At 55.7% G+C, this 25,302-nt stretch carries 27 protein-coding genes, 1 tRNA gene and 1 pseudogene; 19 read left to right on the forward strand and 10 right to left on the reverse strand.

Annotated elements, in window-relative coordinates:
• Nucleotides 1-21 precede the first annotated feature (21 nt).
• On the forward strand, nucleotides 22-507 hold the full coding sequence (locus tag IGS75_RS02840; RefSeq protein ID WP_141352680.1) for a hypothetical protein: 486 nt from the start codon (nucleotides 22-24) through the stop codon (nucleotides 505-507).
• A 30-nt stretch (nucleotides 508-537) separates the two neighbouring features.
• Here the strand turns inward: IGS75_RS02840 and IGS75_RS02845 are convergent, their stop codons facing one another.
• The 3 genes from IGS75_RS02845 to IGS75_RS02855 are packed head-to-tail and all read right to left on the reverse strand — an operon-like array spanning nucleotide 538 to nucleotide 3,383.
• Entirely contained in the window at nucleotides 538-1,551 is a 1,014-nt protein-coding gene (locus tag IGS75_RS02845) for a zinc-binding alcohol dehydrogenase family protein (RefSeq protein ID WP_202257507.1), read from the reverse strand.
• Between the two features lie 40 nt (nucleotides 1,552-1,591).
• Nucleotides 1,592-2,776: a 5-demethoxyubiquinol-8 5-hydroxylase UbiM gene (ubiM, locus tag IGS75_RS02850; protein ID WP_202258100.1), complete on the reverse strand. Its 1,185-nt coding sequence runs from the start codon at nucleotides 2,774-2,776 to the stop codon at nucleotides 1,592-1,594.
• Nucleotides 2,777-2,780: 4 nt separating this feature from the next.
• Nucleotides 2,781-3,383 carry a nitroreductase family protein gene (locus IGS75_RS02855; RefSeq protein ID WP_141352684.1) on the reverse strand — a complete coding sequence of 201 codons (603 nt, stop codon included), beginning with the start codon at nucleotides 3,381-3,383 and terminating at the stop codon, nucleotides 2,781-2,783.
• A gap of 210 nt (nucleotides 3,384-3,593) precedes the next feature.
• On the opposite strand from IGS75_RS02855, the gene hisB reads away from it, so the two are divergent.
• The 9 genes from hisB to IGS75_RS02900 all read left to right on the forward strand — a co-directional run bounded on the left by hisB (nucleotide 3,594) and on the right by IGS75_RS02900 (nucleotide 9,685).
• A complete protein-coding gene (gene hisB, locus IGS75_RS02860; RefSeq protein WP_202257508.1) occupies nucleotides 3,594-4,190 on the forward strand; it encodes an imidazoleglycerol-phosphate dehydratase HisB in 597 nt (198 codons plus the stop codon).
• Nucleotides 4,187-4,591, forward strand: coding sequence for a hypothetical protein (locus tag IGS75_RS02865; RefSeq protein ID WP_141352688.1), 405 nt, complete (start codon nucleotides 4,187-4,189; stop codon nucleotides 4,589-4,591). Before hisB ends, IGS75_RS02865 begins: the two co-directional genes overlap by 4 nt.
• Nucleotides 4,576-5,214: an imidazole glycerol phosphate synthase subunit HisH gene (hisH, locus tag IGS75_RS02870; RefSeq protein WP_202257509.1), complete on the forward strand. Its 639-nt coding sequence runs from the start codon at nucleotides 4,576-4,578 to the stop codon at nucleotides 5,212-5,214. Before IGS75_RS02865 ends, hisH begins: the two co-directional genes overlap by 16 nt.
• On the forward strand, nucleotides 5,211-6,563 hold the full coding sequence (hisA, locus tag IGS75_RS02875) for a 1-(5-phosphoribosyl)-5-[(5-phosphoribosylamino)methylideneamino]imidazole-4-carboxamide isomerase (protein WP_202257510.1): 1,353 nt from the start codon (nucleotides 5,211-5,213) through the stop codon (nucleotides 6,561-6,563). Before hisH ends, hisA begins: the two co-directional genes overlap by 4 nt.
• The gene (gene hisF, locus IGS75_RS02880; RefSeq protein WP_202257511.1) at nucleotides 6,557-7,318 is read left to right on the forward strand and encodes an imidazole glycerol phosphate synthase subunit HisF; all 762 of its coding nucleotides are present in this window, start codon (nucleotides 6,557-6,559) and stop codon (nucleotides 7,316-7,318) included. Before hisA ends, hisF begins: the two co-directional genes overlap by 7 nt.
• A gap of 4 nt (nucleotides 7,319-7,322) precedes the next feature.
• Nucleotides 7,323-7,724 (forward strand): phosphoribosyl-ATP diphosphatase, encoded by a 402-nt coding sequence (locus tag IGS75_RS02885; protein ID WP_011252065.1) that lies wholly within the window; start codon nucleotides 7,323-7,325, stop codon nucleotides 7,722-7,724.
• 14 nt (nucleotides 7,725-7,738) lie between these two features.
• The gene (locus IGS75_RS02890) at nucleotides 7,739-8,107 is read left to right on the forward strand and encodes a histidine triad nucleotide-binding protein (protein WP_202257512.1); all 369 of its coding nucleotides are present in this window, start codon (nucleotides 7,739-7,741) and stop codon (nucleotides 8,105-8,107) included.
• A gap of 48 nt (nucleotides 8,108-8,155) precedes the next feature.
• Nucleotides 8,156-8,231: transfer RNA gene (locus IGS75_RS02895), tRNA-Glu, on the forward strand.
• Between the two features lie 374 nt (nucleotides 8,232-8,605).
• Nucleotides 8,606-9,685: an IS5 family transposase gene (locus IGS75_RS02900; RefSeq protein ID WP_202257513.1), complete on the forward strand. Its 1,080-nt coding sequence runs from the start codon at nucleotides 8,606-8,608 to the stop codon at nucleotides 9,683-9,685.
• An 88-nt stretch (nucleotides 9,686-9,773) separates the two neighbouring features.
• Here IGS75_RS02900 and IGS75_RS02905 read toward each other — a convergent pair whose 3' ends face one another.
• Nucleotides 9,774-10,076 carry a hypothetical protein gene (locus IGS75_RS02905; RefSeq protein WP_167495545.1) on the reverse strand — a complete coding sequence of 101 codons (303 nt, stop codon included), beginning with the start codon at nucleotides 10,074-10,076 and terminating at the stop codon, nucleotides 9,774-9,776.
• Nucleotides 10,077-10,084: 8 nt separating this feature from the next.
• Between IGS75_RS02905 and IGS75_RS02910 the strand changes: the two genes are divergently transcribed.
• Both IGS75_RS02910 and IGS75_RS02915 read left to right on the forward strand, forming a co-directional pair.
• A complete protein-coding gene (locus IGS75_RS02910) occupies nucleotides 10,085-10,819 on the forward strand; it encodes a GNAT family N-acetyltransferase (protein ID WP_228123843.1) in 735 nt (244 codons plus the stop codon).
• Nucleotides 10,737-10,947: pseudogene (locus tag IGS75_RS02915) on the forward strand (IS5/IS1182 family transposase); the annotation flags it as partial. The gene IGS75_RS02910 and the pseudogene IGS75_RS02915, both read left to right, overlap by 83 nt.
• A 39-nt stretch (nucleotides 10,948-10,986) precedes the next feature.
• On the opposite strand, the gene IGS75_RS02920 reads toward IGS75_RS02915, so the two are convergent.
• Both IGS75_RS02920 and IGS75_RS02925 read right to left on the reverse strand, forming a co-directional pair.
• Nucleotides 10,987-12,447, reverse strand: coding sequence for an FAD-dependent oxidoreductase (locus tag IGS75_RS02920; protein WP_202257514.1), 1,461 nt, complete (start codon nucleotides 12,445-12,447; stop codon nucleotides 10,987-10,989).
• A 21-nt stretch (nucleotides 12,448-12,468) separates the two neighbouring features.
• Complete coding sequence (locus IGS75_RS02925; protein ID WP_202257515.1) at nucleotides 12,469-13,464, reverse strand: LysR family transcriptional regulator; 996 nt, start codon at nucleotides 13,462-13,464, stop codon at nucleotides 12,469-12,471.
• 126 nt (nucleotides 13,465-13,590) lie between these two features.
• Between IGS75_RS02925 and IGS75_RS02930 the strand changes: the two genes are divergently transcribed.
• From IGS75_RS02930 to IGS75_RS02945, 4 genes are read left to right on the forward strand one after another with little or no spacing between them, the layout of a single operon-like run.
• Complete coding sequence (locus IGS75_RS02930; RefSeq protein ID WP_141353896.1) at nucleotides 13,591-14,079, forward strand: hypothetical protein; 489 nt, start codon at nucleotides 13,591-13,593, stop codon at nucleotides 14,077-14,079.
• The gene (locus tag IGS75_RS02935; protein ID WP_202257516.1) at nucleotides 14,076-14,651 is read left to right on the forward strand and encodes a peroxidase-related enzyme; all 576 of its coding nucleotides are present in this window, start codon (nucleotides 14,076-14,078) and stop codon (nucleotides 14,649-14,651) included. The genes IGS75_RS02930 and IGS75_RS02935 overlap by 4 nt, the downstream gene beginning before the upstream one ends.
• A gap of 49 nt (nucleotides 14,652-14,700) precedes the next feature.
• A complete protein-coding gene (locus IGS75_RS02940; RefSeq protein WP_141353892.1) occupies nucleotides 14,701-15,984 on the forward strand; it encodes an MFS transporter in 1,284 nt (427 codons plus the stop codon).
• A 57-nt stretch (nucleotides 15,985-16,041) separates the two neighbouring features.
• Nucleotides 16,042-18,567, forward strand: coding sequence for a TonB-dependent receptor plug domain-containing protein (locus IGS75_RS02945; RefSeq protein WP_237468946.1), 2,526 nt, complete (start codon nucleotides 16,042-16,044; stop codon nucleotides 18,565-18,567).
• Nucleotides 18,568-18,714: 147 nt separating this feature from the next.
• Here the strand turns inward: IGS75_RS02945 and IGS75_RS02950 are convergent, their stop codons facing one another.
• Nucleotides 18,715-19,149: a MerR family transcriptional regulator gene (locus IGS75_RS02950; protein ID WP_141353890.1), complete on the reverse strand. Its 435-nt coding sequence runs from the start codon at nucleotides 19,147-19,149 to the stop codon at nucleotides 18,715-18,717.
• 89 nt (nucleotides 19,150-19,238) lie between these two features.
• Here IGS75_RS02950 and IGS75_RS02955 point away from each other — a divergent pair, with 89 nt between their 5' ends.
• Nucleotides 19,239-20,390 carry a serine hydrolase domain-containing protein gene (locus IGS75_RS02955; protein WP_202257517.1) on the forward strand — a complete coding sequence of 384 codons (1,152 nt, stop codon included), beginning with the start codon at nucleotides 19,239-19,241 and terminating at the stop codon, nucleotides 20,388-20,390.
• 48 nt (nucleotides 20,391-20,438) lie between these two features.
• On the opposite strand, the gene IGS75_RS02960 is transcribed toward IGS75_RS02955, so the two are convergent.
• A complete protein-coding gene (locus tag IGS75_RS02960) occupies nucleotides 20,439-21,035 on the reverse strand; it encodes a TetR/AcrR family transcriptional regulator (RefSeq protein ID WP_141353886.1) in 597 nt (198 codons plus the stop codon).
• A gap of 89 nt (nucleotides 21,036-21,124) precedes the next feature.
• Between IGS75_RS02960 and IGS75_RS02965 the strand changes: the two genes are divergently transcribed.
• Nucleotides 21,125-22,348 (forward strand): FAD-dependent monooxygenase, encoded by a 1,224-nt coding sequence (locus IGS75_RS02965; RefSeq protein WP_202257518.1) that lies wholly within the window; start codon nucleotides 21,125-21,127, stop codon nucleotides 22,346-22,348.
• A 274-nt stretch (nucleotides 22,349-22,622) separates the two neighbouring features.
• On the opposite strand, the gene IGS75_RS02970 is transcribed toward IGS75_RS02965, so the two are convergent.
• Nucleotides 22,623-23,519 carry an SDR family oxidoreductase gene (locus IGS75_RS02970; RefSeq protein WP_202257519.1) on the reverse strand — a complete coding sequence of 299 codons (897 nt, stop codon included), beginning with the start codon at nucleotides 23,517-23,519 and terminating at the stop codon, nucleotides 22,623-22,625.
• A 99-nt stretch (nucleotides 23,520-23,618) separates the two neighbouring features.
• Here IGS75_RS02970 and IGS75_RS02975 point away from each other — a divergent pair, with 99 nt between their 5' ends.
• The gene (locus IGS75_RS02975; protein WP_202257520.1) at nucleotides 23,619-24,443 is read left to right on the forward strand and encodes a helix-turn-helix transcriptional regulator; all 825 of its coding nucleotides are present in this window, start codon (nucleotides 23,619-23,621) and stop codon (nucleotides 24,441-24,443) included.
• 119 nt (nucleotides 24,444-24,562) lie between these two features.
• On the opposite strand, the gene IGS75_RS02980 is transcribed toward IGS75_RS02975, so the two are convergent.
• The gene (locus tag IGS75_RS02980) at nucleotides 24,563-25,273 is read right to left on the reverse strand and encodes an SDR family NAD(P)-dependent oxidoreductase (RefSeq protein WP_202257521.1); all 711 of its coding nucleotides are present in this window, start codon (nucleotides 25,271-25,273) and stop codon (nucleotides 24,563-24,565) included.
• Nucleotides 25,274-25,302: the final 29 nt, after the last annotated feature.

The following is a 25,302-nucleotide window of genomic DNA, read 5'->3' on the forward strand; positions in this document are numbered from 1 at the left end:
AAGAGGCCAGGATTCAGATCGATGCCATCCCCGACACAGATTTCCGGAGACAAAACGCCGGGTCAGATTTTTCACCTGCCTGTCCGCTTCAGGGCGCTCTCCATGGCGGAGGCCGCGGTTCATCTCGGGCTGCCAGAACGTCGGATGAAGCTACTTGCCCTGCTCGGCACGGGGCCGGCACGGACGCAGTCGCCCGACGGGAAAATCGTGTACCGCCGCGAGGATCTGGAACTCTATCTCACAGCCCTGCATGAAAAAGCTGATATCTCCGGCACGGAAATGATACGCCGCCGCACCCAGGCCGCCGCCAACCGTCAGCGGGCGCTTGAACTCGTCCAGATCGGTAGCAAAACGGGCTTTCCCGATCCAGATCCATTCATGATGCTGGCTACCGGGGCCGATGCCCGTCAGCACGCCTGTTTTTTTGTCATCAAGGTCATGGCGCTATTCGGACTGATCATGCTCTGCATCTCGTCCACCCCGCTGCTCCGGGCGCATTTCAACTGACGGGCCATTTCTGCCCGTCAGTTAACAGTCTCACTCAAAGCCGCAGAGCACGGCCTTTCCAATACCCTTGCCGCTTTCGAGCAGTTCATGTGCCCGGCGCAAATTGGCAATAGTGATCGGCCCCAGCATCTCATGCAGTGTCGTCTTCAGAAGACCGGCATCAACAAGCGATGTCACCTGCGCAAGAATTCTGCCCTGTTCGGGCATGTCCGGCGTCTCAAATATCGGACGTGCGAACATGTATTCCCAATGCACGGAGAGGGCTTTGCGCTTGAAGGGCATAATGTCAAACTCGCCCGGGTCGTCGATCAGGGCGAGTGCGCCCTGCGGCGCGAGAGAGCGCACGATCGCATCCCTGTGCTCGCCAGATGCGGTCAGACCAGCCACATAACGCACCTGCGGAATTCCGATACGCGCCAGTTCCTGATCGAGCGGCCGACGATGATCGATCACGTGGTGTGCGCCCATTTCGCGGCACCAATCTGTCGTCTCCGGACGGGACGCCGTGGCAATGACTGTCAGTCCCGTGAGACGGCGTGCGATCTGTGTAAGGATCGAGCCCACACCACCCGCACCGCCGACGATCATGATCGCATCCGGATTGTCCATCTCGCCCAGCCGCACCCCCAGACGGTCGAACAGCAGCTCCCAGGCCGTGAGCGCAGTCAGCGGTAAGGCGGCAGCTTCAGCATCGGAGAGGCTTTTCGGAGCAAGCGCTATCAGGCGTTCATCGACCGCCTGATAGCGCGCATCACTCCCCTGCCGACTGGCGGTACCCGCATAGAAAACGCGATCCCCGGCCCGGAAACCCCGGACCTGACCACCCGTCGCAACAACAGTTCCGACCGCGTCATATCCCAGAACCCGGGGCTCATCATCCGGCGGGTCCAGAGACCGCAGCTTGGTATCTACGGGATTGACCGAAACCGCCCGGATTTCCACCACGACATCCCGCGGCCCCGGAACAGGGGTCGGAATGTCGAGTTCAACCAACGCATCAGTTTCGTCCATGCGGGTCGCGCGCCTGTGCCCGAAAGCCTTCATTGGAGAAATCTCCTAAGTCAGAAAGAACGCCGCCAGAGAATCAGCCGTGCCGGTCCATCAGCATGTTCGTCACCGCCGTCTTGAACGGCAACAGACGGTTGGCCACCGCCAGCCCAGCCCGCCGCGCCATCAAGAACGGCGGCTCATCGCGGGTATAAACCGTGGCGATCGCATTGGTCGCGGCAAAGAGCGGCGCCGTTGCCCGACGATGCGTGCGCTCGAAACGCGACAGAACGGACGGATCGCCCGCATCCCCCGCCCCGTTGGCAATCGCCCGTGCCAGAACTTCCTGTCCCCTCAGGCCCAGATTGAACCCGTGCGCCGTAATCGGATGCATGCCCACAGCCGCATCACCAATCAGCGCCAAACGCGGAGCCTGAAAACGATGCGCATAGACCGCCTTGAGCGGATAGACACAGCGAGCACTTTCCAGCGTCATCTGCCCCATGCGTCCCTGCGTCCGGGCCGTAATATCCTCGCTGAAAGCCTTACCATCAAGTGCCTTGAGGCGCGCGATTTCATCTGGCTCCAGCGTCAGGACCAGCGAGGAGCACGATCCCGGTCTGTCGTCGGAGGCGACCGGAAGAAGGGCAATCGTTTGCCCCTCATCGAACCACTGAAGCGCGGTATTGGCATGAGGTTCCGGATGCCGCAGGCGACAGACCATGATGCTGCGCTGGAAATCATGCACGATCGCACCAATCCCCGCTTCAGTCCGCAGACGGGAAAAGCGCCCGTCCGCCGCGACCAGAAGATCAGCCTCAATCCGCTCCTCATTGGCCAGTACAACACCCGCCGATCGAGTATCGTGCCACGAACTGGCAATAGCTTCCCCGGCCCGGATATCCACGCCCGGCGTTCGCAAAGCGACACGATACAGGGCACGGCGGATCAGGTGATTTGCCACCATATATCCCAGTGCATCGGGACCAGCTGTAGGTGCATCGAACAGAAGCGGCGGGCTCCCGGACTTTCCTGTCTCAATGCGCGCCGTATACATCGGACAGATATTACCAGCGGGGATTTCGTCCCAAGCGCCGACACTTTTCAGCCATTCCGACGCATGATGCGTCAGCGCAATCTCACGGCCATCAAACGGCGGGTCAGCCAGTACGTGCGCTGGTGACCGCTCGACCACACAGACTTTCCGGCCATCGCGCCCGAGCGAAATGGCGCAGGCCAGACCAACAGGGCCACCGCCCGCAATAATGACGTCGTAACGCATCAGATCACCCGGCGTCCGCGACGAATGTGATGGCATCTCCTTTCCAGACAGCCATGTAATCATTGATCTCAGGCCGCTTGCGCTCATCCGAATGCTTGACAGGCGTTCCCACGAACAGGAAACCGGCCAGGCGATGTGGCTCGGGCAGACCCAGCGACTCAAGAAGCACGCGGTCCTCACAGAACGGCCCCGTCACCCACATTCCGCCGAATCCGGCAGCATGCAACGCGTTCAGGACGTTCATCGCCCCTGCCGCAACAGCCATTTCCTGCTCGATCACCGGGATCTTGCCTTCCGGTTCTAGATGCATACCCAGGGCAATGATCATCGGCATGTTGGCAAAGCGGTGATGGCGCTTGGTCTTCTTGGCCTCGGGAGCGTCAGGCTCCTGCCGCCCCATCGCTTCCACCACGAGATCAGCAAACGCCTCACGATGCTTGCCCTTGATCACCGTATAGCGCCAGGGACGCATCTTCCCGTGGTCCGGAGCCCGCAGGCCAGCGGACAGAATGGTTCGGAGCTCATCCCCCTTCGGCGGGGGCTCGACGAGATGGTCCGTCGAAGCGCGGGAGAGAAGGACGTCGAGGGGGGAATGATGATGTGCCATGATCAGGAAATATGGCCCGATCTCCCCTCTCCGCCAAGGGCCTTTTCCAGACTCCGTCATTCTCAAGGAATAGTGACACTCCCTCGTGCTGGTCGATACGGATCGGCATCCTCTCCATCACGGATTTTATCCCTGTCTGCCAAGGTATTTTGCAACCATCTTTACCAGACAGCGTGGAAATCCACATCGTGCTGGTGTAGCAGAAAGAACATGAACGAAAGCCGCCACGCCCGCCTGCATCGCACCACCAGCGAAACCGACATCACTCTTGCCCTCACACTCGACGGCCAGGGCCGCTCCGATGTGGATAGCGGTATCGGTTTCTTCGACCACATGCTGACGGCACTGGCCAAGCATGGTGGCTTTGATCTTGAGCTGCAAGCCAAGGGCGACCTGCATATCGACGGCCATCACACCGTAGAGGATGTCGGCATCGTCTTCGGGCAGGCCTTCCGTCAGGCCATCGGCGACAAGCGCGGCATCGAGCGTTTCGGCCATGCCCTCGTACCGCTGGATGAAGCCCTGTGCGAGGCGGTCGTTGATATTTCCGGCCGTCCCTACCTTGCCTGGAACGTCGTCTTTCCACGCGAGAAGATTGGCACGATGGACACGGAGCTGTTTGAAGAGTTCTTCCGCGCCTTCGCCATGTCGGCCCATATCGCCTTGCACCTGACCTGCAAGGCGGGCACCAACGCCCATCATATCGCCGAAAGCGGCTTCAAGGCCGTTGCCCGCGCCCTCAAAGTGGCCGCCTCGCACGATCCCCGTTCGGCTGGTGCCATCCCCTCCACCAAAGGCGTACTGTGAAGCTTTATATTCCCTGCACGAAACCAGACGCCGCCGGCCCACAGGTGCCCGTTATGGTGCAGGACGGGTTTTCATGGCGCGTCCTGTTCTTTGGCTGGTTTGGACTACTGACTTACGGCGCTTGGATTTCCGCGCTACTGGCCGCAGCCACCACTATGGTTGCGTTGCATGTTTTCATGGGTTTCTGGTCCCGGCTTGATCTGATCGTGGCCATCCATGCCGTCCTCGCCAGCTTCACGGCGGAGATCCGCCTGTGGGAACAGCGCCTGAACGGCCGCATCACCGGCACGCCGATCGCAGCTCCCAGCCGGGACATCGCCCTCCTGCGCTGGATGGACCAGCAGCACTACGCCGCCCCTTACGGCAACACATCTCCGGAGTTTCCATGCGCGTCGTCGTAATTGACTACAATGGCGGAAATCTCGCCTCGGCCGCTCAGGCAGCCCGCAAAGCCGCCATCCGCAGGGGGATCGAAGCCGACGTTGTCATCTCACGCGATACGAATGACATCCTGACGGCTGACCGACTGATTCTCCCCGGACAAGGCGCTTTCGCCGACTGCGCGCAGGGCCTTGGTCCCGAACTGCGCAACATGCTCGAAACAGCAACCGCCAATGGGACGCCGTTCCTAGGCATCTGCGTTGGCATGCAGCTTATGTGCGAATATAGCCTCGAACATGGCCGCACCGAAGGTCTGGGCTGGATTTCGGGCAATATCCGCCGCATGGACGAGGCCGTAAATGCCGGCCTGCGCCTGCCGCATATGGGCTGGAACACGCTCGATTTCACACCTGGTACGCATCTGCTGATGGACGGCCTCACCCCAGGCAATCACGGCTATTTTGTCCATTCCTATGCCCTGCATGATGGTACTGACAACGATATCGTCGCAACTGCGCAGTACGGCACACAGGTTCCGGCCATTGTCGCGCGCGGCAATCGCTGCGGCACGCAATTCCACGTCGAAAAGAGCCAGGATGTCGGTCTGACCATCCTCGGAAACTTCCTGCGGTGGACCTCATGACCATCACCTGTGAACGCGTCGTCTCGCCGCTTCTGCCCGAAGATCTGGACGCGCTGATCGAGGCCACATCCGCCGGCATTCTGGACGGCGGCGGCTTTGGCTGGCTGCAACCTCCCGGTCATCAGGCTCTGACCCGCTATTTCGAAGGCCTGCTGCTGGTGCCGGAGCGCAGCTTTTACGTCGTGCGTGAGAACGGAGTAATCTGCGGCGCAGGCCAGCTCGTCCGGCCTCCAGCGAGTTATGAAGCCCATGCCGCAACCGCCAATCTGACAGGCTTCTTTGTTGCCCCCTATGCCCGTGGTCGCGGTCTGGGACGCGCGTTGCTGGAAACAATGCTCAAAGGCGCAAAGGCCATTGGCTGCAAGGTTGTAAACTGCGACATCCGCGAAACGCATGTCGCAGCCATAGGGCTGTTCCGGTCGTTCGAATTCGAGCACTGGGGGACCCATCCCTATTATGCACGGATCGGAGGGCAGACGGTGCGCGGACTTTTTCTCTCGAAACTTTTGGCAAACGAGAACGAGGCTGCCCGCTGGCAGTCCAGCATCGCCATGCCTGACACCAGCGGCGCGACTTCAGACACGATGACCAACACAACCCACCCGGCTCACGGCCTGACGCTCTACCCGGCCATCGACCTCAAGGACGGCGCCTGCGTCCGTCTGCGCCGCGGAGAAATGGAAGACGCCACCCATTATTCCGACGATCCCGGCGCACAGGCCAAACTGTTCGCGGAAGCCGGCTGCCGTCACCTGCATGTCGTGGATCTGAACGGAGCCTTTGCCGGGCGGTCCACCAATATTCCGGCGATTGAATCCATCGTAAAAGCCACCAACCTGCCCGTGCAGCTCGGTGGTGGTATCCGGGATATGGCCGCGATCGAACGCTGGCTCGAAGCAGGCGTCTCACGGGTTATCCTGGGCTCGGTCGCCGTCAAGGACCCTGAACTGGTCCGTCAGGCCGCCCGCGCTTTCCCCGGCCGGATCGTCGCCGGCATTGACGCCCGGCAGGGGCGTGTCGCGACTGAAGGCTGGGCCGAAGTGTCCGAACTCGAAGCCAACGACCTCGCCCTGCGCATGGAAGATGCCGGTGTTGCGGCCGTGATCTTCACCGAAATCACACGGGACGGCATGCTGGCCGGACTAGACCTGGAGCAGACTGCGGACATGGCCCGCCGTCTCTCCATTCCTGTGATCGCCAGCGGTGGCGTCGGCAGCCTGGAGCATCTTAAGGCATTGCGCGATGTTGCCCGCGATGTTCCGGGCATTTCCGGTGCTATCGTCGGACGTGCACTCTATGACGGTCGCATCTCGCTCAAAGACGCACTGGAAGTCCTCGGCCCATGCTGAAACTCCGCGTTATCCCCTGCCTGGACGTCAAGGACGGCCGCGTCGTCAAAGGAGTAAACTTCGTCTCCCTGCGCGATGCGGGTGATCCAGTCGAACAGGCCAAGCTCTACGACGCCGCCGGTGCCGACGAACTCACCTTCCTCGACATTACGGCGAGCGTCGAAAACCGTGACACCATCCTCGACGTCGTCCGTCGCACGGCTGAAGCCATCTGCCTACCCCTGACCGTGGGCGGCGGCGTCCGCACCTGCGAAGACATGCGTCGCTTGCTTCTGGCGGGTGCGGACAAATGCGCCGTCAATTCCGCCGCCATCAAAAATCCTGCCCTGATCCGCGAAGCCTCCGAACGCTTCGGCAGCCAATGCATCGTTGTCGCCATTGATGCCCGTTCCGATGACCAGGGCGGCTGGGAAGTCTATGCCAAGGGGGGTCGTGAACCCACGGGGCTGGATGTCGTGGAATGGGCGCAGAAAATGCAGGATCTGGGTGCGGGCGAAATCCTGCTCACCAGCATGGACCGGGATGGCACCCGCTCAGGCTTTGACCTGGATCTGCTTCGTGCCGTCTGCGGCGCAGTGACTGTTCCGATTGTTGCCTCGGGTGGCGTGGGCGAATTACAACATTTCGTGGAGGGAGCGGAAGTCGGCGCAAGTGGCCTTCTGGCAGCAAGTGTGTTCCACTTCGGCCAGTTCCGCATCGATGAAGTCAAGAACGCGCTGAATAAAGCCGGACTTCCGGTCAGGCTTGGAGAGTAAAACCATGGGAAAACCCGCCACCAAACCGGCTCCGAAGCCTTCGAAGCAGCAGGACGACAAAAAATCCGACCTTCAGCAGGAACTGGTTCTCCAGCGCCTGTATGACACGGTCCAGTCCCGCCGCGGCACTGATCCGTCCCTCAGCCACTCCGCACGCCTGATGGCCCGCGGTCGCAACAAGATTGCCCAGAAATTTGGTGAGGAAGCCGTCGAATGCCTGATCGAAGCTGTCAACGGTAACCGCAAGGAACTGATCGGTGAAAGCGCTGACGTGCTGTACCACCTGATCGTCATGTGGGTTGATGCCGGTGTTTCTCCCGAAGATGTCTGGACGGAACTCAAGCGCCGCGAAGGCACGAGTGGCATTGCCGAAAAGGCGGCCCGCCCCAAGGAAAAGCTCGGCTGAACAGGAAACAGACCATGGCATACGATCCCGGCAATATCTTCGCCCGCATTCTGCGCAAGGAAATACCGGCCCGCACCGTCTATGAAGACGACTTCGCGCTCGCCTTCCACGACATTGCCCCGCAGGCCCCGATCCACGTTCTGGTCATTCCCAAGGGGCCATACGTCTCCATCGCCGATTTCGGCGCGACAGCCTCTCCCGTTGAAATCGCAGGCTTCTGGCGCGCGGTCTCCAAGATTGCCGAAGAACAGGGCCTCACCCGCGAAGGCTTCCGCCTCATCAGCAATTCCGGCCCTAATTCCGGACAGGAAGTCCCCCATTTCCACATCCACCTGTTCGGCGGCGCGGCTCTCGGCCCCCTGCTGACACAAAAAACTTTATAAATAACACTTGCCAAGCCCCAAGGGGCCGACTATCAAGCCCCTCGCCTCGTCCCATTCGTCTAGAGGCCTAGGACACCGCCCTCTCACGGCGGCAACAGGGGTTCGAATCCCCTATGGGACGCCAATTTTATTTGGCAATGTTATCAGTAGCTTGCGGGTAAACCGCCCTATCCCATCCAAAAATTAAGTAGCGATTTTGGACCAGTTCCGGACCAATGACGCTTCCGTCTCATGGCCCGTATAAAGTCCGCCGAGAATGCCAAAGATCCTGCAACAGGACGCCCCCTGCCTGATGGCGTGAGTTGCCGAGGACCCAGGCAATACAGGGCCCGCAAGCTGGTCAGCGGCCAGCGGATCACCAGAACATTTGACACCGCCCGTCTTGCTCGAGCGTGGCTCGAGGAAACCTCGGTCAAAGTGGAGGGTTCGAAAAACCTCTTGGTTTTGAGGCTTTCTGTGTGATTCCATTTCTCCTTAGTTGATTGGGGATGAAGGAAGATGAAGCAGCCGAGTTTCTTTGATGTTGAAGAGCGGCTTACTCGATTGAGCGGGCTTGGCGATCAACTCGAAGCGTTTTCCCGGACTGTGGATTTTGAAGCGTTCCGTCCTGATCTGGAAAAGGCCCTGGCGTATTCCGATGGAAGTAAGGGTGGGCGACCGCCATTTGATCCGGTGCTGATGTTCAAAATTCTGGTGATCCAGACGCTGAACAATCTGTCCGATGAACGGACGGAATACCTGATCAATGACCGTCTCTCCTTCATGCGCTTTTTAGGCCTGGGGCTGTCGGACCGTGTGCCTGATGCCAAAACCATCTGGCTGTTCAGGGAACGTCTGACACAGGCGGGAGCAATTGATATTTTGTTCAACCGCTTTGATGCGATCCTGCGTAATGCTGGTTATCTGCCGATGTCAGGCCAGATCCTGGATGCCACGCTGGTAGCGGCTCCGAAGCAGCGCAATACCAGCGATGAAAAGACTGATCTGCGGGAAGGACGGATCCCCTTGGACTGGCAGGACAAGCCGTCAAAGCTGTCCCACAAGGATAGGCATGCGCGCTGGACCCTGAAATTCACGAAAGCGAAGCGACAGGAAGACGGGAGTATGCCCGCAACGGATCTGGCCATCCCGTTTTTTGGTTACAAGTCGCACATCTCCATCGATCGGAAATTTCGGCTGATCCGCAAATGGAAGACGACAGATGCCGCCGCCAGTGACGGCGCGCGATTGAGAGAGGGCTTGCTTGATAAAAGCAATACAGCCTCAACGGTCTGGGCAGACACGGCCTACCGCTCAAAAGCCAATGAGGACTTCATGGAAAAGCAGGGCTTTGTCTCAAAGGTTCACAGGAAAAAGCCGCATCTCAGGCCTATGCCCCGCCATATCCAGAGATCCAACGCAGGGAAGTCGGTGATCAGATCTCGCGTCGAGCATGTCTTTGCCGATCAGAAATCACAGACTGGACTGTTCGTCCGAACCGTAGGCTTAACGCGGGCCACCATGAGGATCGGGCTGGCCAATATCGTCTATAATATGCGCCGCTTTCTCCTCCTGGAGCGGATTAACGTCGCCGCGTAGCAATCCAGAGCATAAAACCCTCTCTCTGCTCAAAATGCAGAGTGAAAATCAGGACCAGCAACCAGAAATCAGGCGCAAGGGTAATCAATCAAGGGTTCTTCGATCCCTCCATTTGGGCCTGCTCGTGGCCCACAATCGCATACAGAGCGAATTGAGCAGTCTTTTTGGTCGACAAATTGAACGGATTATCCTGCCCATCGCCCGCATCCGGTCTACGTTCGTAGGCACCTGGAGCGATTCGTGGGCTAAGAAGCGCGTTCGACCATGCCGAGGCGGCAAGCGCCTCATGTCGGACACCGAAACGCACTCCATTGTTTCTTAGAACGGACATGCTCATGGCTTTCAGAAGGCTGGTTTGCACCAATGCAGCGCCGGTCACCTGGGCCGTCATTTGCGCCCATGGCAATCTCTACCCTACGATGCACCGGCCTTCATCGATCTGGCGCGGAGCAAGAAATCCTTTTGATTGCACCTCTTTTAACCAAACGCCTGAGACTTAGGACGCCGAATGCTGACGATCTCTATCGTTATCTAGCTTACCGAAACGATACAGCGGCGCTCGCTGCCCAGATGATGCAGCCAGTGGAGCTGAAGGAAGCCGAATTGTTTCTCGCCGCGCAGTCACGTATGGCGCCGGAAGCTTATGGTTGGCGAATGCTCGCGGTCGAGAAAAGCGACAAACCCGGCCTAATTGGAGAGGTCGGCGTGTTCATTGGTGCGGAGGAGCCGCAAAAGGGGGACATCGGTTGGTGGTTCGCTGCCAATCATCAAGGACAGGGTTATGCTTTGGAGGCTGGAACGGCGCTAATCGAGTGGTGTTTTGCCCATCGACCTCTCCATCGCCTGACGGCCCATTGCCTTATTGCAAACGATGCCTCGCAGCGCTTAATGCGAAGACTTGGTCTCCGACAGGAAAGCCAGACGGTCGAAAGTCGTTATTTTAATGGCTGCTGGCATGACGAGGTCGGATACGCTCTTTTGAGGCGCGAATGGCTTGAATTAGGCTCAGGACCCATTGATTTGATTACGGATAACGGTTTTTCGATCCCTCCAAGTCAGCGCTTACACCGAAGCTTCTGCTCTGCTGGACAGTCTTCCCATGGCACAGCAACTGCTGGCGAATCCGGGTTATGATGCTGACTGGGTCCGGGATGCTCTGAAGGCATAAGGACTGGCGGCGTGTTGCAACACGCTATGACAGATGTCCGAATGCCTTCTTCTCGGCCATCTGCCTCGCTGCAACCGTCATCTTCTGCCTATGACGCATATTGCCCAATACAACGTTCCCTCAACAGTTACCATCAAGACAATGACGTATCCTGCCACTCGTCTCCCACAAGTTCCGGAGTTTCAAACTGCTCCAAATTACGGAAGTGAATAGCGCAATCTTCGCTGAAAAAATGACTTACAATTCCCTTCACGAGCCGATCTGCTCCATCACTGATGGCCGGAATGTCTCCACTAACCTTGCCATGAGACAGAGTCGCCGGAAAACAAAAGCAGTGAATATTCCGTAGATCCGGACAAATGACGTCAGCTTTTGGCTGGAACTCGAACGCGGGGCCAAGATCTGGTGAATTGGCCAACTCACTGTTGATAACACCATTGTAGCGGTTATCAGGAGCCGGGACGAAACGATCTTTCCAGAAACGTATCCGGTCAGAGAAAACCTGAAGTTCAGGTCGCTTTACCAGATCAACATTAAAGCCTGTCGCTGCAATGATGAAGTCTGTCGCAAGCGCACCGCGTGATGTTATGAGTTCAAGGGCATCTCCATCCGCAGCGATTTCTTCGATCTGACAGTTCAGATGGAAGAAAGCATTCGGATGCTGCGAAACACGCAGGACACTTGGACGTGGCGGAGGCGTCTGGGCCGAGAGTGTGGCGTCCAGAAAACGCCATTTCCATTCGTCGGGTAAGTTGACGAACCCCTGCACGACACCCTGGCTTCCAATACCGGTGAACTTGTTGATCCGTGGTATATCTCCCCGCCTGACCAAGACATCGACCTGCGCGGCCCCCTGCTCGAGCGCAGTTGCCGCATTGTCCATCGCCGACGCCCCGGCCCCGATCACGACCACCCTCTTGCCTTTAAGGGCCGCAAAGTCGATCATATCGGCCGAATGCGCCCGCAAATGCTCGGGAAGTGTTCGGATCACGTCCGGCATATAGGCGCCACCAAGGCCGTCACGCCCCGTCGCCAGAACAACCTTGCGCGTCAGAACCTCTTCCGCCTTGCCATTGCGCAAAATGTTCAGCCTGAGCAGACCATGATCCGCAGTATCGATTTTCTGGACAAGGACCCCGTTTTCGACCGGCAATTCAAGTACGTCACGGAACCAGACAAGGTATTCCATCCACATGGTTCTCGGAATCAGTCCAAGCGTCTCCCATGCCTGCACGCCGAAACGATGCTCGTACCAGGCACGGAATGTCAGGACGGGTATCCCAAGACATGGTCCTGTCAGCGTCTTGGGAGAGCGCAGAGTGTCCATTCGGGCATAGGTAACCCACGGTCCTTCCCTGTCCTTCGGCGCCATATCGTAAACAACATGATTCAGCACTCCGTAGCGCCTGAGCGTTCCGGAAGCCGTCAGACCCGCCATCCCTCCCCCGATGACGATAACATCATGGACTTTCTCGCCCTGATGCTCCCGCTCCGGCACCCAGGATCTGGCCGGAAACTCAAGCCATTTCAGTTCTTCACGAACACGTCGGTTCAGAGTTTCAATACCACTCATCGTATCTGTAACGTCATCCATGGGAGGCTTGATCTCTCAAATTCAAGAACGAAGCGCGGGGTCATACCCGCATAATGCCTCTTCGATAATTTCAGATGAGGCCCGGCCATGCAGTCTGAAGCCAGACAACCGCTGGGTCGCAACGGCTTTCAGAGCTTCTGAAAGCGCGGCGAGGCCTGGAGAAAGAATATGCCCGCCCGGCTTGATCACACCGAAGAAAAACGGGATCCGCTCCGCGAGCGGACGGACGGTCATACCCTTGATCGACATCCCGGACGCTGTGGCAGGGTCCACAATGGCCACCCCAAGCCCTGCATTTGCCATAGAGAGCGCTGTCACACTGGCTGTTGATTCGAAAATCCTGCGAGGTCTAACATTTTCAGCCATAAACGCGGCATCAATGCGTCCCCTCAAGCGCGACCGATCGGCAATCGTTACGATATCCCGGTCTTTAAACTGTCGAAGGCTGATTGCCTCCTGATTAACCAGTGGATCATTTTCCTGAAGCGCCACCATACAGCACGCTTCTCCAATCCAAAGGACATCCACTTCCGGATGATCCACTGGGAAACTCGTAATACCCAGTCCAGCCCGTCGAGCCACCACGGACAGGGTCACCTGTGCGGCCGGAACAGACTGAAGATGAACATGTTCTGGCAGCAAATCTGCAGGGAGACAGGCAAGGGCCGCAGGCAACACCCCATTGGCCATGGCTGGAATGGCACTCAGCTCGAATGGCGCGGCAATATCGTTCCGGATGTCATTGACACGTTTTACAAGCAACGAGCATCCACTCAGGAAGCGGTCGACTTCAGTATGAAAGATACCTCCCTGTTCCGAAAGGACGATTCTGGGACCGTTCCTGTGGAACAGCACGAATCCAACGGTTTCTTCCAAATCCTGAATGAGTCGCGTCATGGCTGGCTGGGACCGGCCAAGCTGTCGTGCCGCTGCCGTCAGACTTCCCGCGGACACGACCGCGCAAAACGCTTCAAGCTGCCTGATGTTGAGACATTCCAGTTCCATAACACCAATCATAGAAGGGATTTTTATATCCCTACAAGCCATAATGCATAATAGTAATGAAAATTCGTTGCCATTCATTATCGACATGCTAGGCTGACACTAACGCTGAACAGGAATCTTGAGGGGCAGGCTTCGACAATGGATATTCTGGAGCTTTTGAGGGAGGCAGCGTCAAACTGCCCAGCCGAGGATTTCCTCGCCCAGCGTGGCACCTTGCTTGAAATGAGCTATGCGGCAAACGACGCCGTTGTTACTCCCAGAAAGCCGGGGCGGCTTTCATACCCGCTACGGCTGGCCATCGCCGCGCGCATCTCAGGGCAGTGCAAGGTGGACACGCTGCGGCAGATCTATCTGGAACGTCTGGCAGGTCTTCCTGAAGCAGACGAATGGAGCGCTGTTGCCGACACGTCTGCACAACCACCTATGGATACATTCACGGCCGCCATAGTTGCCTATTCTGATCTGGTCACGCTGCACCCCGCCAAGGCCACCCGCAAGGATATCGTAATCTTACAGAAGTCGGGGCTGGAAGACGCCGATATTGTTCAACTCGCCGAACTTGTTGCCTGCATCAATTACCTCACGCGCCTGGTTCCCGGGCTCCGTGCTCTGGAGACCGCATCATGAGCCGTCCGGTCCACAATTTCACTACTGCAACGCTGGACTGGCTGCCCTATATCTGCCCTGTCAGGCTGGAAGAGGCCACGCCCGAACAGCTGGATGCAATGAAGGTTACGCCGTCCAACCGCAAAATTTCCGATTATGTGCTGACACTCGCACATGATCCTGAAAGCCTTGCCATCCGCTCTCCCCTCTTCAATGCCATCATGTACGGGCGGGACGGTTTGTCACGCGCAGGTCGCGAAATGGGTGCCATTGCGACTTCCATCCACAATCACTGCATCTACTGCACATCCGTTCATGCTGCCCGTTTTCTACAGATGACCGGACGCGAGGACCTGATCCAGGAGATTTTCGCGGAGGGTGAGGAAGCTGCGCTGGACGATTACTGGCAGCCCGTATTTGATTTCTCTCTCAAGCTGACTCGCACACCGGGAGAGATATCTCCCACGGATATCGAAATACTCCGCACCGGCGGCCTGACGGATCTGGAGATTTTCGACCTCGTCTGTTCAGTCGCAATTTTCGGCTGGGCCAATAGGCTCATGCACACACTGGGTGAAGCGATTACTCCCTGACGGCCACATGGCCTGAAGCATCACTCCCCAAGATAAGGTGGCATAGTGCATGTCTGAAACACGACGGAATTTCAGAGCCGTCATTGGCGCAATCGGGGGAAATGCCCTCGAATGGTACGATTTTGCAATATTCTCTTATATGATCCCGCTCATTGGTGATCTTTTCTTCGCGGATTCCAACCATCGGGGAGCGGGAGGGCTGTTACTGAGCACCGCCCTGTTCGCGGTCGGCTTCGTCAGCCGCCCGATTGGTGGAATTGTCTTGGGATATTACGGCGACCGTCGCGGACGTCAGGCTTCAATGCTGCTCGGAATGGTCATCATGGCGATTGCCGTCGCCATGATGACGTGCGCACCTACATACCAGCAGGCAGGCCCTGTAGGTGCGATCATGATTGCAGTTGCCAGATTGCTTCAGGGCTTTTCCGTAGGCGGCGAATTCGCGACTTCCACGACTTTTCTGGTGGAAATGGCACCTGCAGGACGCCGCGGTTTTTTTGGCTCCTGGCAGATCACGGGCCAGATCATTGCACAGGTTCTGGGAGGAACCGTGGGCTATGCGATGAGTACATTTTTTTCCACAGCCACCATTCATGCCTATGCCTGGAGGCTACCATTCGCGCTGGGTCTGCTGATCGTGCCCGTCGTTCTGCTGATCCGTCTGTCGGCTGCCCGGGGCGCAGCCATACGTCCCCGCACGCCACCCGCTGCATCGTCGTTCTACCGAAGCTTTGGAGCACAGTGGCGTCAGATCGCCGCAGGTATGGGCCTTGTGACGGCCAGTACGGTCTCGTTCTATATCATTTACGGCTACGTCGTAACCTATGCCTCACGCGTGCTGCACCTCTCCGTAACCCATGCCTATCTGGTCCAAATGTCGGCGGCTGCATCAATGCTGCTTGTCGTCCCCTTCAGTGGCTATCTTTCGGATCGTATCGAAAAGCGCTGGATTATCCTCGCGGCCCTTGCTTCCTATCTTGCGCTGATCTGGCCTCTCTACAGCTGGCTTCTGAGCGCGCCGTCAATCGGACGCCTTGTTGTCCTGCAAGTCGCACTCTCTGTCGCCAGCGGTATGTTTCTGGGTGCCTATGTTACCCTGATCACCGAAATCCTCACTCCCCAGACACGCACAACGATGCTGGCCATCGTGAACAATGCCGTAGTGATGGTCGTCGGAGGGGGCTCCCAGTTCATCGTCACATGGCTCATCACCGTGACCGGACGCGCCATGGCTCCTGCCTTTTTCGTCATGACGGGCGTTTTGATCGGCGTCATCGCTGCATGCGCACTGCTCATAAGTCCTTCGCTACGCCGCCCTAATGCGGCCTCCTGAACCGGCCGCTTCCCCACTGCGCATGCCTGCGCGCATCGGAACAGAATGAGACTGACCATGAAGACAAAACATATGGTTGCGGGACTGCTGTTCGGTCTCGATTTCGGCACGAATGCCCTTGTGGACAGTGCCCGGGCCGCCGATCTGGCGCCCCTGCCGCCTCATTCCCGGAAAACATCCGCCAAGGCCGCTCAGGTATCCGCGCTATCCCAATCCAAACCCTCAAGCGAATCAATCAGTGTCATCGGGGCGCAGGCCAGCGCCATGTCCGCCCTGTCGAACATGACACCGCGCCACAGCACGACCAATGTGGAAGTCGTGACGGCAAAACAGCTTCTGGCTACCGGGCAGACCAGCGTTCTGGCAGCTCTGGCCCAGACCGTCCCTGCCGTGAATTCTCCACCCGCCGGCGGAATTGGGTCCAATAACGTCGCGCGTATCATGATCCTGCGAAACCTCGGACCTGATGAAACCCTGATCCTGGTCAATGGCAAACGGCGACATGTCGGCGCGAATTTTAACTACAATACCGGCCCCGCTACCGGCTCCGAACCTGCCGATATCAGCCTGATCCCACTTAGCGCTGTCGATCATGTCGAAATCATCACCGAAGGGGCTACGGCCCTGTACGGACAGGATGCAATCGGCGGTGCGGTCAACATCGTTCTGAAAACCGGCGCACATCACGGCTCCGTCACCCTTCAGGACAGCGGATATTACGCAGGCGACGGTGTCGGAATCGACGGATATGGCGACTACGGGGTCGCGTTGGGCCATAACGGCGGCTACATGGACTTCGCGGCTCAGGTGACACACCAGCAGCCTACCAACCGCTCCGGCCTGAACACGACGCAGAAATATTTCTCCCTTCCCAACGGGCAGCGAGACCCGCGTGAATCCATCATTGGCAACGATGTGAACCGTATTCAGGGCCTCAGCCGTTCAATGCTCGAGACCTTCAGTGCCAACGGCTCTGTTCCACTAAGCAATGATGTCGAGCTGTATAATACGACGACCTACAGCCACCGGGATGTCGACGCACCAGGTTTTTTTCGCACGTCCAATAACGATTCAAACGTCCGCGCCATTTTCCCGAACGGATTTTCTCCTCATCTGACGGCAGAAGAAAACGATTTCCAGGTCAATGGCGGCCTGCGCGGCAAGAACCTTCTGGGTTGGAGTTGGGATCTTTATACGACCTATGGTCGCGATCAGCTCCGCTTTGGTGCTTATGACACCATCAGTCCAACTTACGGTCTCGACAGCCAGACCAAATTCTATAACGGAACAGATATTTCCTCCGAGCTGACATCCGGCTTCAAGGCCTCTCGTCACTATAACCTTGGGTTTCTTCCCAAACCTTTAGGGGTAGAATTCGGGGGCGAGTACCGACATGACACATTCCAGATGACGCAAGGTGATACCCAGTCCTGGGGCAATGGTGGTGTGCCCATTCTTGATGGTCCGGACAAAGGTAAACTCGCTTCTCCCGGCGCTTCTGCCTATGCTGGAACCCCCCCCTCAGCCGCAGGTAATCATTATCGTGATATCTTCGACGGCCACGTTAATTTTGACGCCTGGGCGACCAAGAAGTGGGAATGGACTGCTGGAGGCCATGCGGTAAATTATTCGGATACCATTACGGCCTATACCGGTTCTGTCGGCACACGTTATAATTTTAGCAAACGATGGGCGGTCAGAGGCAATATTAATAGCGGATATCGTCCTCCAAGTCTTGGTGGCCTTTATTACAGCACCATCTCTTCCACTCCGAGCTACACAACAGCTTACGAGGCATCTAACAGTGCGGTCACACGGTTGCTGGGCGGTGAAGGACGTAAAGGGGAATATTCGCGAAGCTACAGCATTGGAATTGATGCGACCCCTGTCGACAATTTCCATCTCACTGCAAACCTGTACAGAATTGGTATCAACGACCGTCTTGAAAGCACGTCCAATTTCGGCGGAACCGCCATCGAAAGCCTCCTTCAGGAGCAGGGAATTTCTGGCGTACGCTTCGTCCAGTACTATACCAACCCAGTCGATACCGTCACGAATGGGGGTGACATCAATGCCACCTATCTCTGGCACCTGCCGCAAGGCCATAGTCTGGAATTCGGCGTTTACGTGAATATCGCTGATACCGAAATATCACGCTACCGCAAGACTCCGGCTATTCTCGCGGCTTATGGCCAATCCTATTATAACCAGTTCTCACAGAACGATCTTCTGCGCACATCGCCCAAAAACCGGGAGACACTGTCTCTCACGTGGCACAAAGGCCGCTATACCGTCAGTGTGCAGGAACTACGCTATGGCAGCGTCATCTTCATTGTCAGCCCGACACAGGCTTCCTCCTTATGGACGCATGTCCGTCCACAGTGGAACACCAACATCAACCTCGATGTCGCCCTTACCAAAAAATGGCATGTTTCGGTGGGAGCCAACAACCTGTTCGACAAGTATCCTACACAGGTCAATCCTGCTGCAGCTGCTCCAACAGGCTCCTATCGTTACGCCACCTATTCCCCATCTGGTTTTATGGGAGGCTACTACTACGCCAAGGCCTCATTCAACTTCTGAAATGGAACAATCTCATAAGCATTGATTAATGCGCCTTATGCCTACGTTAATATTTTTCTACATGAAAATTCTCAGGCCTGACTTCCACTCTGCATTCCCAAGAGAGTGGAGGTTTCCAAGAAATCCAGAGCTTTGATGACTGCTCTATTAATCCAACACATTAAATCCTGAGATTAAACACTTGGCCAGCCAAGTGTCCACCTCTCCAGCCAAAATAGGGCAGTCGTTGACGGGATCTTCGCGCGGGCAGGTCAAACGATGTTCAAGATATTTCTTTGTCGTAATGGCTGCCTCGATCTTCTGATCGAGTATTTTAACTCGCTCTTCTAAGATATTTCTAACGATTTGATCATGACGGTTGCTAACCAGTATATTCGCAATTTCGCTTAAGGATAGGTATCCCGCTTTGCGCAAGAGTTGGATAAGCGCAAGACGTCTCAGCTCTGCTTGAGCATAATAGCGACGTCCTGATTTCCGAAAGGTGGGCTTGAGAAGATCAATATCTTCGTAATAGCGCAGGGCCGAGGCCCGAATGCCGAAGCGCTGCGCCACCTCAGCGATGGAAAGAGCATCTATCATCATGCCTCATAAGTAGTCGATTAAGGCCTTGACCTCAAGTTGGCTTGAACTCGTATGCCTCTATCAGACACATGCCTGAACGGAGCTTAATCATGCCAGAAAATTTCGCTTTCCAAGGATCAACCTCTGAACGGTTTGAAGCAGTAAAACAGGAATTTGCATGCCTAATAGCCAATGAGGGCAACGATTTTACGGCACAGTTCGTTGTCTATCATCAAGGAGAATGCGTCGTTGATCTTTGGGCAGGAGCAGGCGTAAACGGAGATTCTCTATGTGGCGTATATTCGGCCTGTAAAGGGGCGGCCCACCTTGTCGTCGCACTCCTTGTGCAGGATGGCATTCTCAATCTGGACGAGCGCGTTAGTCACTACTGGCCAGAATTTTCTGCAAACGGAAAATCTGATATTAGCCTGCGTGAGCTGATGGCGCACCGAGCCGGGCTCGCAGGACCAGACAGAGGGCTTTCACTGGATGAGCTTTCAGACGATCGCGCTGTCGCCCAGAGGATTGGCCAGCAGCGGCCTTACTGGCGCCCAGGTACCGCTTTCGGGTATCATGCGCTTGTCATTGCGGCCCTCACAGGAGAGGTCGTTTTTCGTGCTACTGGCTGGACCATTCAAGAGCATTTCGCATTTCGTATTCGTGCTGCGCGCGACGTCGATTTTTTTCTAGGCCTTCCAAAAGAAGAGGAGCATCGCTTCTTAGAGGCCCAATTACCTTTAATTACTCCGGAGCATTCAACCCGAACATCTGGACATGCAGTCGGTTCAACCAACTTGTCGGACATTGCTTTTAACCGGCATCACCCTGAAAATCCCGCAGTATGGGAGTTGCCTAATTTCAGGATTGTACGAGAGCGTGGGCCAGCATCATTTGGCGGCGTGGCCTCTGCACGAGCTCTCGCTCGGATGTATGCTTCAGCTATTAGCCCCATGGATAATCTGGAACCGTTGTTACGCCCCGAAATCACCACACAATTTTCGCAGATTCACTCTATCGGCTACGATTTGGTAACCCGCAATCACAGGGCGTTTGGAGCCGGATTTCATCTCCCCTCCGAATATTATCCTGCGGTAGCTCAAGGAGCATTTGGTCACAGCGGTGCTGGTGGTCAGCAGGCTTTTGCCGATCCGCGGAATGAAATTGCATATGCTTATAGTCGACGTCGCCCGCCTGTCCCGTTCGCCGCCGCACCAGAAAATGATAGGCTAATACGCGCGGTATATGCGGCTATTGCAAAATAACGTTCTTCATCCCGGAAGTCGCAATTAATATTCACGAGTAAAAATACGTTACGTTTGAAATGATTTTTTTTGTCGCACTAATGGAAGAAATATTTCATCGACGATCTCGTGAATAGCCTCATCGGATAAAGGTTGGAATGTCATCATCATTTCGTGACGGGTAAGGTCCAGGGGAAGTGACATAATTCTGGGCGTAAGATGTGCTGGATCGATTTCCCCCCGCCGTATAGCTCGTTCAATAATAGAGTGAAACTGACTCCCATCGACGATCCGTGCCCGTATATCAGAAAAACTTGATCGTTCGGCAACGAGATCCTTCTGCATATCGAAGAACAGTTGCAGGTCTTTGGAGCCGGCACGATCTGACATGTATCTGAGAAGCTGGCAGAGTTCTTCGCGCAGACTGCCCATATCAGGAATGACGATACACGTGCGCGCAAACTGCTGAGCTAGCGCTGCTGTTGCAAGCGCTGTTCGACTGGGCCAGCGCCTATGTAGCACTGGACGGCTGGTTTCTGCCCGACGTGCAACGTTTTCAAGCGTCAGGCCTGCATAACCATGTTCTATTAGCTCTGCCCACGTTGCTTCCAGAATGGCCTTTTCCAGTGCGGGACCGCGTCGTCGTGTCTGTTTCTGAGGTCTCATGGCTTTCCATTAAGATGCATATCGAATCTTATTGCGCACTATTATAAATCAGATAAGATGCTTTTCGAGTCTTATTCTAGGTGCATAATATGAGCATTCCAATGGTTCGAGCGCAGCACCGCTCCGTTCTCATCTCCGGTGCCAGTATTGCAGGACTGACACTTGCTTTCTGGCTCGATCATTATGGATTTGATGTAACGGTAGTTGAACGGGCATCAACCATCCGGACGGGGGGATACCCGATCGATGTGCGCGGTACGGCAACTGATGTAGTCGAGCGCATGGGGCTTCTGTCACAAATCCAGGAGGCACATATAGCATCTCGTGATGTGACCTTTGTAGATGGTGCGGGCCATGTCCTCGGCAACATTCCGATCTACGAGGCCATTGGCAATAAACAACGTGATGTCGAACTCCCGCGCGGCACTCTTACGACATTACTCTATGAAGCTACACGCGGTGGCAGAGTGAATTATCGCTTCGATGATTCAATCACCTCACTCCATGATGTCGGTAAAGGCGTGGATATTGGATTCACAAATGGTGAAGTAGCGCGATACGATGTCATCATCGGTGCAGACGGTTTACACTCTCACACCCGCAATCTGGTCTTTGGTCCTGAAGAACTATTCCGGCATTCTCTCGGGTTCTGTTTCAATCTTTTCTCTATACCAAACGACGGGGAAGTCTCACACGGCGCAGTCATTCATGCTGAGCCGGGGCGTACAGCCGGGGTCTGGGCCATTCAGGATAACCCTAGCGCCTTTGGTTTCCTTGCCTTTGCGATAGACGAAGTAGAAAAAAAATTCTGTCGTGATGCAAAAGAACAGATGAAGCGCACGCGGGCTGTTTTTTCCGGCATGGGCTGGAAGGTTCCACATCTTCTCAATGTAATGGAGGCATCCGACGATTTATATTTCGATACGGTCAGTCAAATTCGCATGCCTCGTTGGTCTGCAGGACGTGTAGCGCTGGTGGGGGATGCGGCGTGTGCACCTTCTTTTCGATCAGGCCAAGGTACCAGCTTGGCTTTGGTTGGGGCCTATGTGTTGGCGGGGGAATTGGCGGTATGTGACACTCCAGAAGAGGCGTTTGCGGCCTACGAACATCTCGTACGGCCGTTTTCTGAAGCGAACCAGACATTGGCAACCGATGATAACGGGGCTTTCTTCTTACCCAAAACGCAGAGGGATATTGAGGTGCGCAACCATATTCTCTCTGAAATCGCCCGCAATGGGACGGAAGGCATCTTTGATGCACGTAGAGCGAGAGTTTATAATTTTCTGCATCTCCCTGACTATAGGACCATGTAAAGAGAATATACAGATATACAATAAATTATGTTTCTACCTTTTGAAGGTAGAAACATGATCGAATTTTCCTTGTCCAAGCAAAAGTATCACAGTGTAATAGTGCCATAACACGACAAAATAGTATAGAAGTATTTCCAGACAGTCGACGAAACGACACTTTTATCGGATTCATCCATCAACATAGCTCGAAAATGACATAACGTCCCGACACGTCGATTATTCTGAACTCCTTACGATCCCGCGAAACTAAAAATTTATACGAGATCGACAACAATTAATTATTGGTGGTCATAGCAACCTGTTCCAGATCCTCAATGAGGCCAGGACCAACCGGTTGCCAGTTCAGGCGCTCCCGCGTCGTGATGCTTGATGCAGGAAGATCCATGCCAACAAACATTCCGAGCCAGCCAAAATGGCTTTCAGCCCTTTCCGGGGGCAAAGACATCATTGGCAAATCAAGGGCAGCACTCAGTGTCTCAGCAATTCTCCGAACTGATATCCCTTCTTCACCAACTGCGTGATACCGCGCTCCTGCGTCTCCCTTTTCGAGGGCAAGGCGATATAGCAAAGCGACATCCAGTACATGTGCCGCGGCGAAACGGTTAGCGCCGTCCCCAAGATAGGCAATGATGCCCTTCTGGCGCGCAATTTCGATGTATTGTGTGAGAAGTCCCTGACGTGCCGTATCGTGCACCTGTGGAAGACGCACAACTGAGAGATTGACCCCAGCATCCTGTAGCACCTGACCAGCAAGTTCGGACGCGACGCGAGGGTTTGGGCTGTTCGCATTAAAGACGTTTTCCATTGCAACCGCTCCTGGCAAAAGGCTGCCCATCCCAGTCCCGGACGTGATAATGAATGGCCGATCTGAACCCTTCAGTTCGGCTCCAATGGTCTCTATTACGAGGCGATCTTTTTCGCAGTTTTCTACAAAATGCGAAAAATCATGATCGAAAGCTGTATGAATTACAGCATCTGCCTGGGCTGCACCGGATCGCAGACTGTCCGGGTCTTCCAGTGTACCCCGATACACGTTCACTCCTTTTGCCATCAGCGATTGGGCACCAGCATCTGATCGCGTCAGCCCCAGGACCTGATGTCCGCCTGCCAGGAGTTGGTCAGCCACTCTGGCCCCGACGAATCCGGTTGCACCTGTCAAAAATACACGCATGGACCTGTCTCCACAGATTGTTCGAACGGCCAGCTTGCTCTAAATTCTATCCAGTTAAAGTAGTGACGTTATCATGGTATAATCTTTAATAGGTTCGATATGAGTCTTAAAGACGGTAACGCTCTAGGGGACTTCCTGCGTGACCGTCGGACACGCATGGACCCTGTGGCGCTCGGGCTGAAATCCGAACGACGGCGCACGCCCGGGCTTCGCCGGGAAGAGGTTGCGCAGCGATCCAGCATTTCCCCAACGTGGTATACGTGGCTTGAGCAAGGCCGGGGTGGAGCGCCATCTGCAGACGTGCTCAACCGCTTGGCCACCGGCCTTTTGCTAACCGAAGTTGAACGCGAACACCTCTTTATCCTTGCGCGGGGTCATGCGCCTGAAATCCGCTACCGGAAGCACCACGGTATTACGGAACGCTTGCAGCACGTTCTTGATGGCATGCCGTTCACACCTGCGACCATCCGTACAGCCACCTGGGACATCGTCGCATGGAACAGAGCCGCTACCTTGCTTCTTACGGACTATGCGCAACTCCCTCCTGAGAGACGCAACATCCTGCGTCTGATATTCAGTGAGCCACGCGTGCGTTCCGCCCAGGAGGACTGGCAAGCCGTCGCACGTTATGTTGTCGGATCATTCAGGGCTGATGTCATCCGCGCAGGGGCTTCAAGGGAGATTAACCGTCTTGTTACGGAACTTTCAGCTGAAAGCCCGGAATTTGATGAGCTCTGGCGGGACAATGATGTTGTAGGACCTGGTGACGGCATCAAAAGGCTACACCACCCGGATCTAGGTGTTCTGAGCCTGGAATTTTCCAGCTTCTCGGTGGAAGGTCGGTCAGATCTCACGATGACGACCTTTCATCCGGCAAGCGAACAGGAAATGATCCGAGTGAGATCCTTCATAGACGCTCGGTGAATTCAGAGTGATAAGGCGATCTTTGTCGGTCATTATGTATAAACATAAATAATTATAGTCTATATTCTAAATCTCTTAATGTATATTTGAATGTCGTCGCTGCGGAGTGCGGTGATACATCACCACGCTACAGTCTTTCCGTACCTGTCAATAAAGCGCAGGCCTGGTATTCCTTGTTGCGCAATTAATGTTTTGACCAGCTGCGGGATCGTTTCCTCAATGGTAAATGTCGCTTCCGGCCCACCCAGTGCGGTACGAATCCAGCCCGGCGCCATTAATACTAACGAGCGACCATTAGCATGACGAGCAGCATAGCAGCGCATATACTGGTTGAGTGCCGCTTTACTGCCCCGGTAAACCTCGTGACCGCCCCGCTCATTATTGGAAACGCTACCCTGTCCAGACGACATGACTCCGATCAGGCCGTCGGGACTTACCAGATCTTGCAAGCCCTCCACGGCACGCATAACGCCAAGTACATTGGTCAACATGACTCTCATAAACTCATCTGTTGATACTTCCGCGATAGTCTCGCCTTGATTGTAGTTAGCTGTTCCGCCGTTGATGAACAGCATATTATGAGTGCGTCCGGACATTTTGTCGCGCAGTGCAGCGATCTGTGTGGGTTGGGTAAAATCGAGCTCTTCAATCGTGATCTGGGTCTGATTGGCGTCGGCCAGGTCATGTAATCCGGTCCGAGTGGTGCCACGCACAGTGCCGACGACGTGCCATCCTGCTTTTACGAATTCGGCCGCCATCGCTAGCCCAAGGCCACGTGACGCTCCAACAAGCACGATCGATTTTTCTTGCGGGTATGACAGGCTGTCCATGTCGTGATTCCTTTGTGTTATTCCCTCAA

Source organism: Gluconobacter sphaericus, from assembly GCF_016757795.1.
In the GTDB taxonomy this organism is placed as follows: Bacteria; Pseudomonadota; Alphaproteobacteria; order Acetobacterales; family Acetobacteraceae; genus Gluconobacter; species Gluconobacter sphaericus.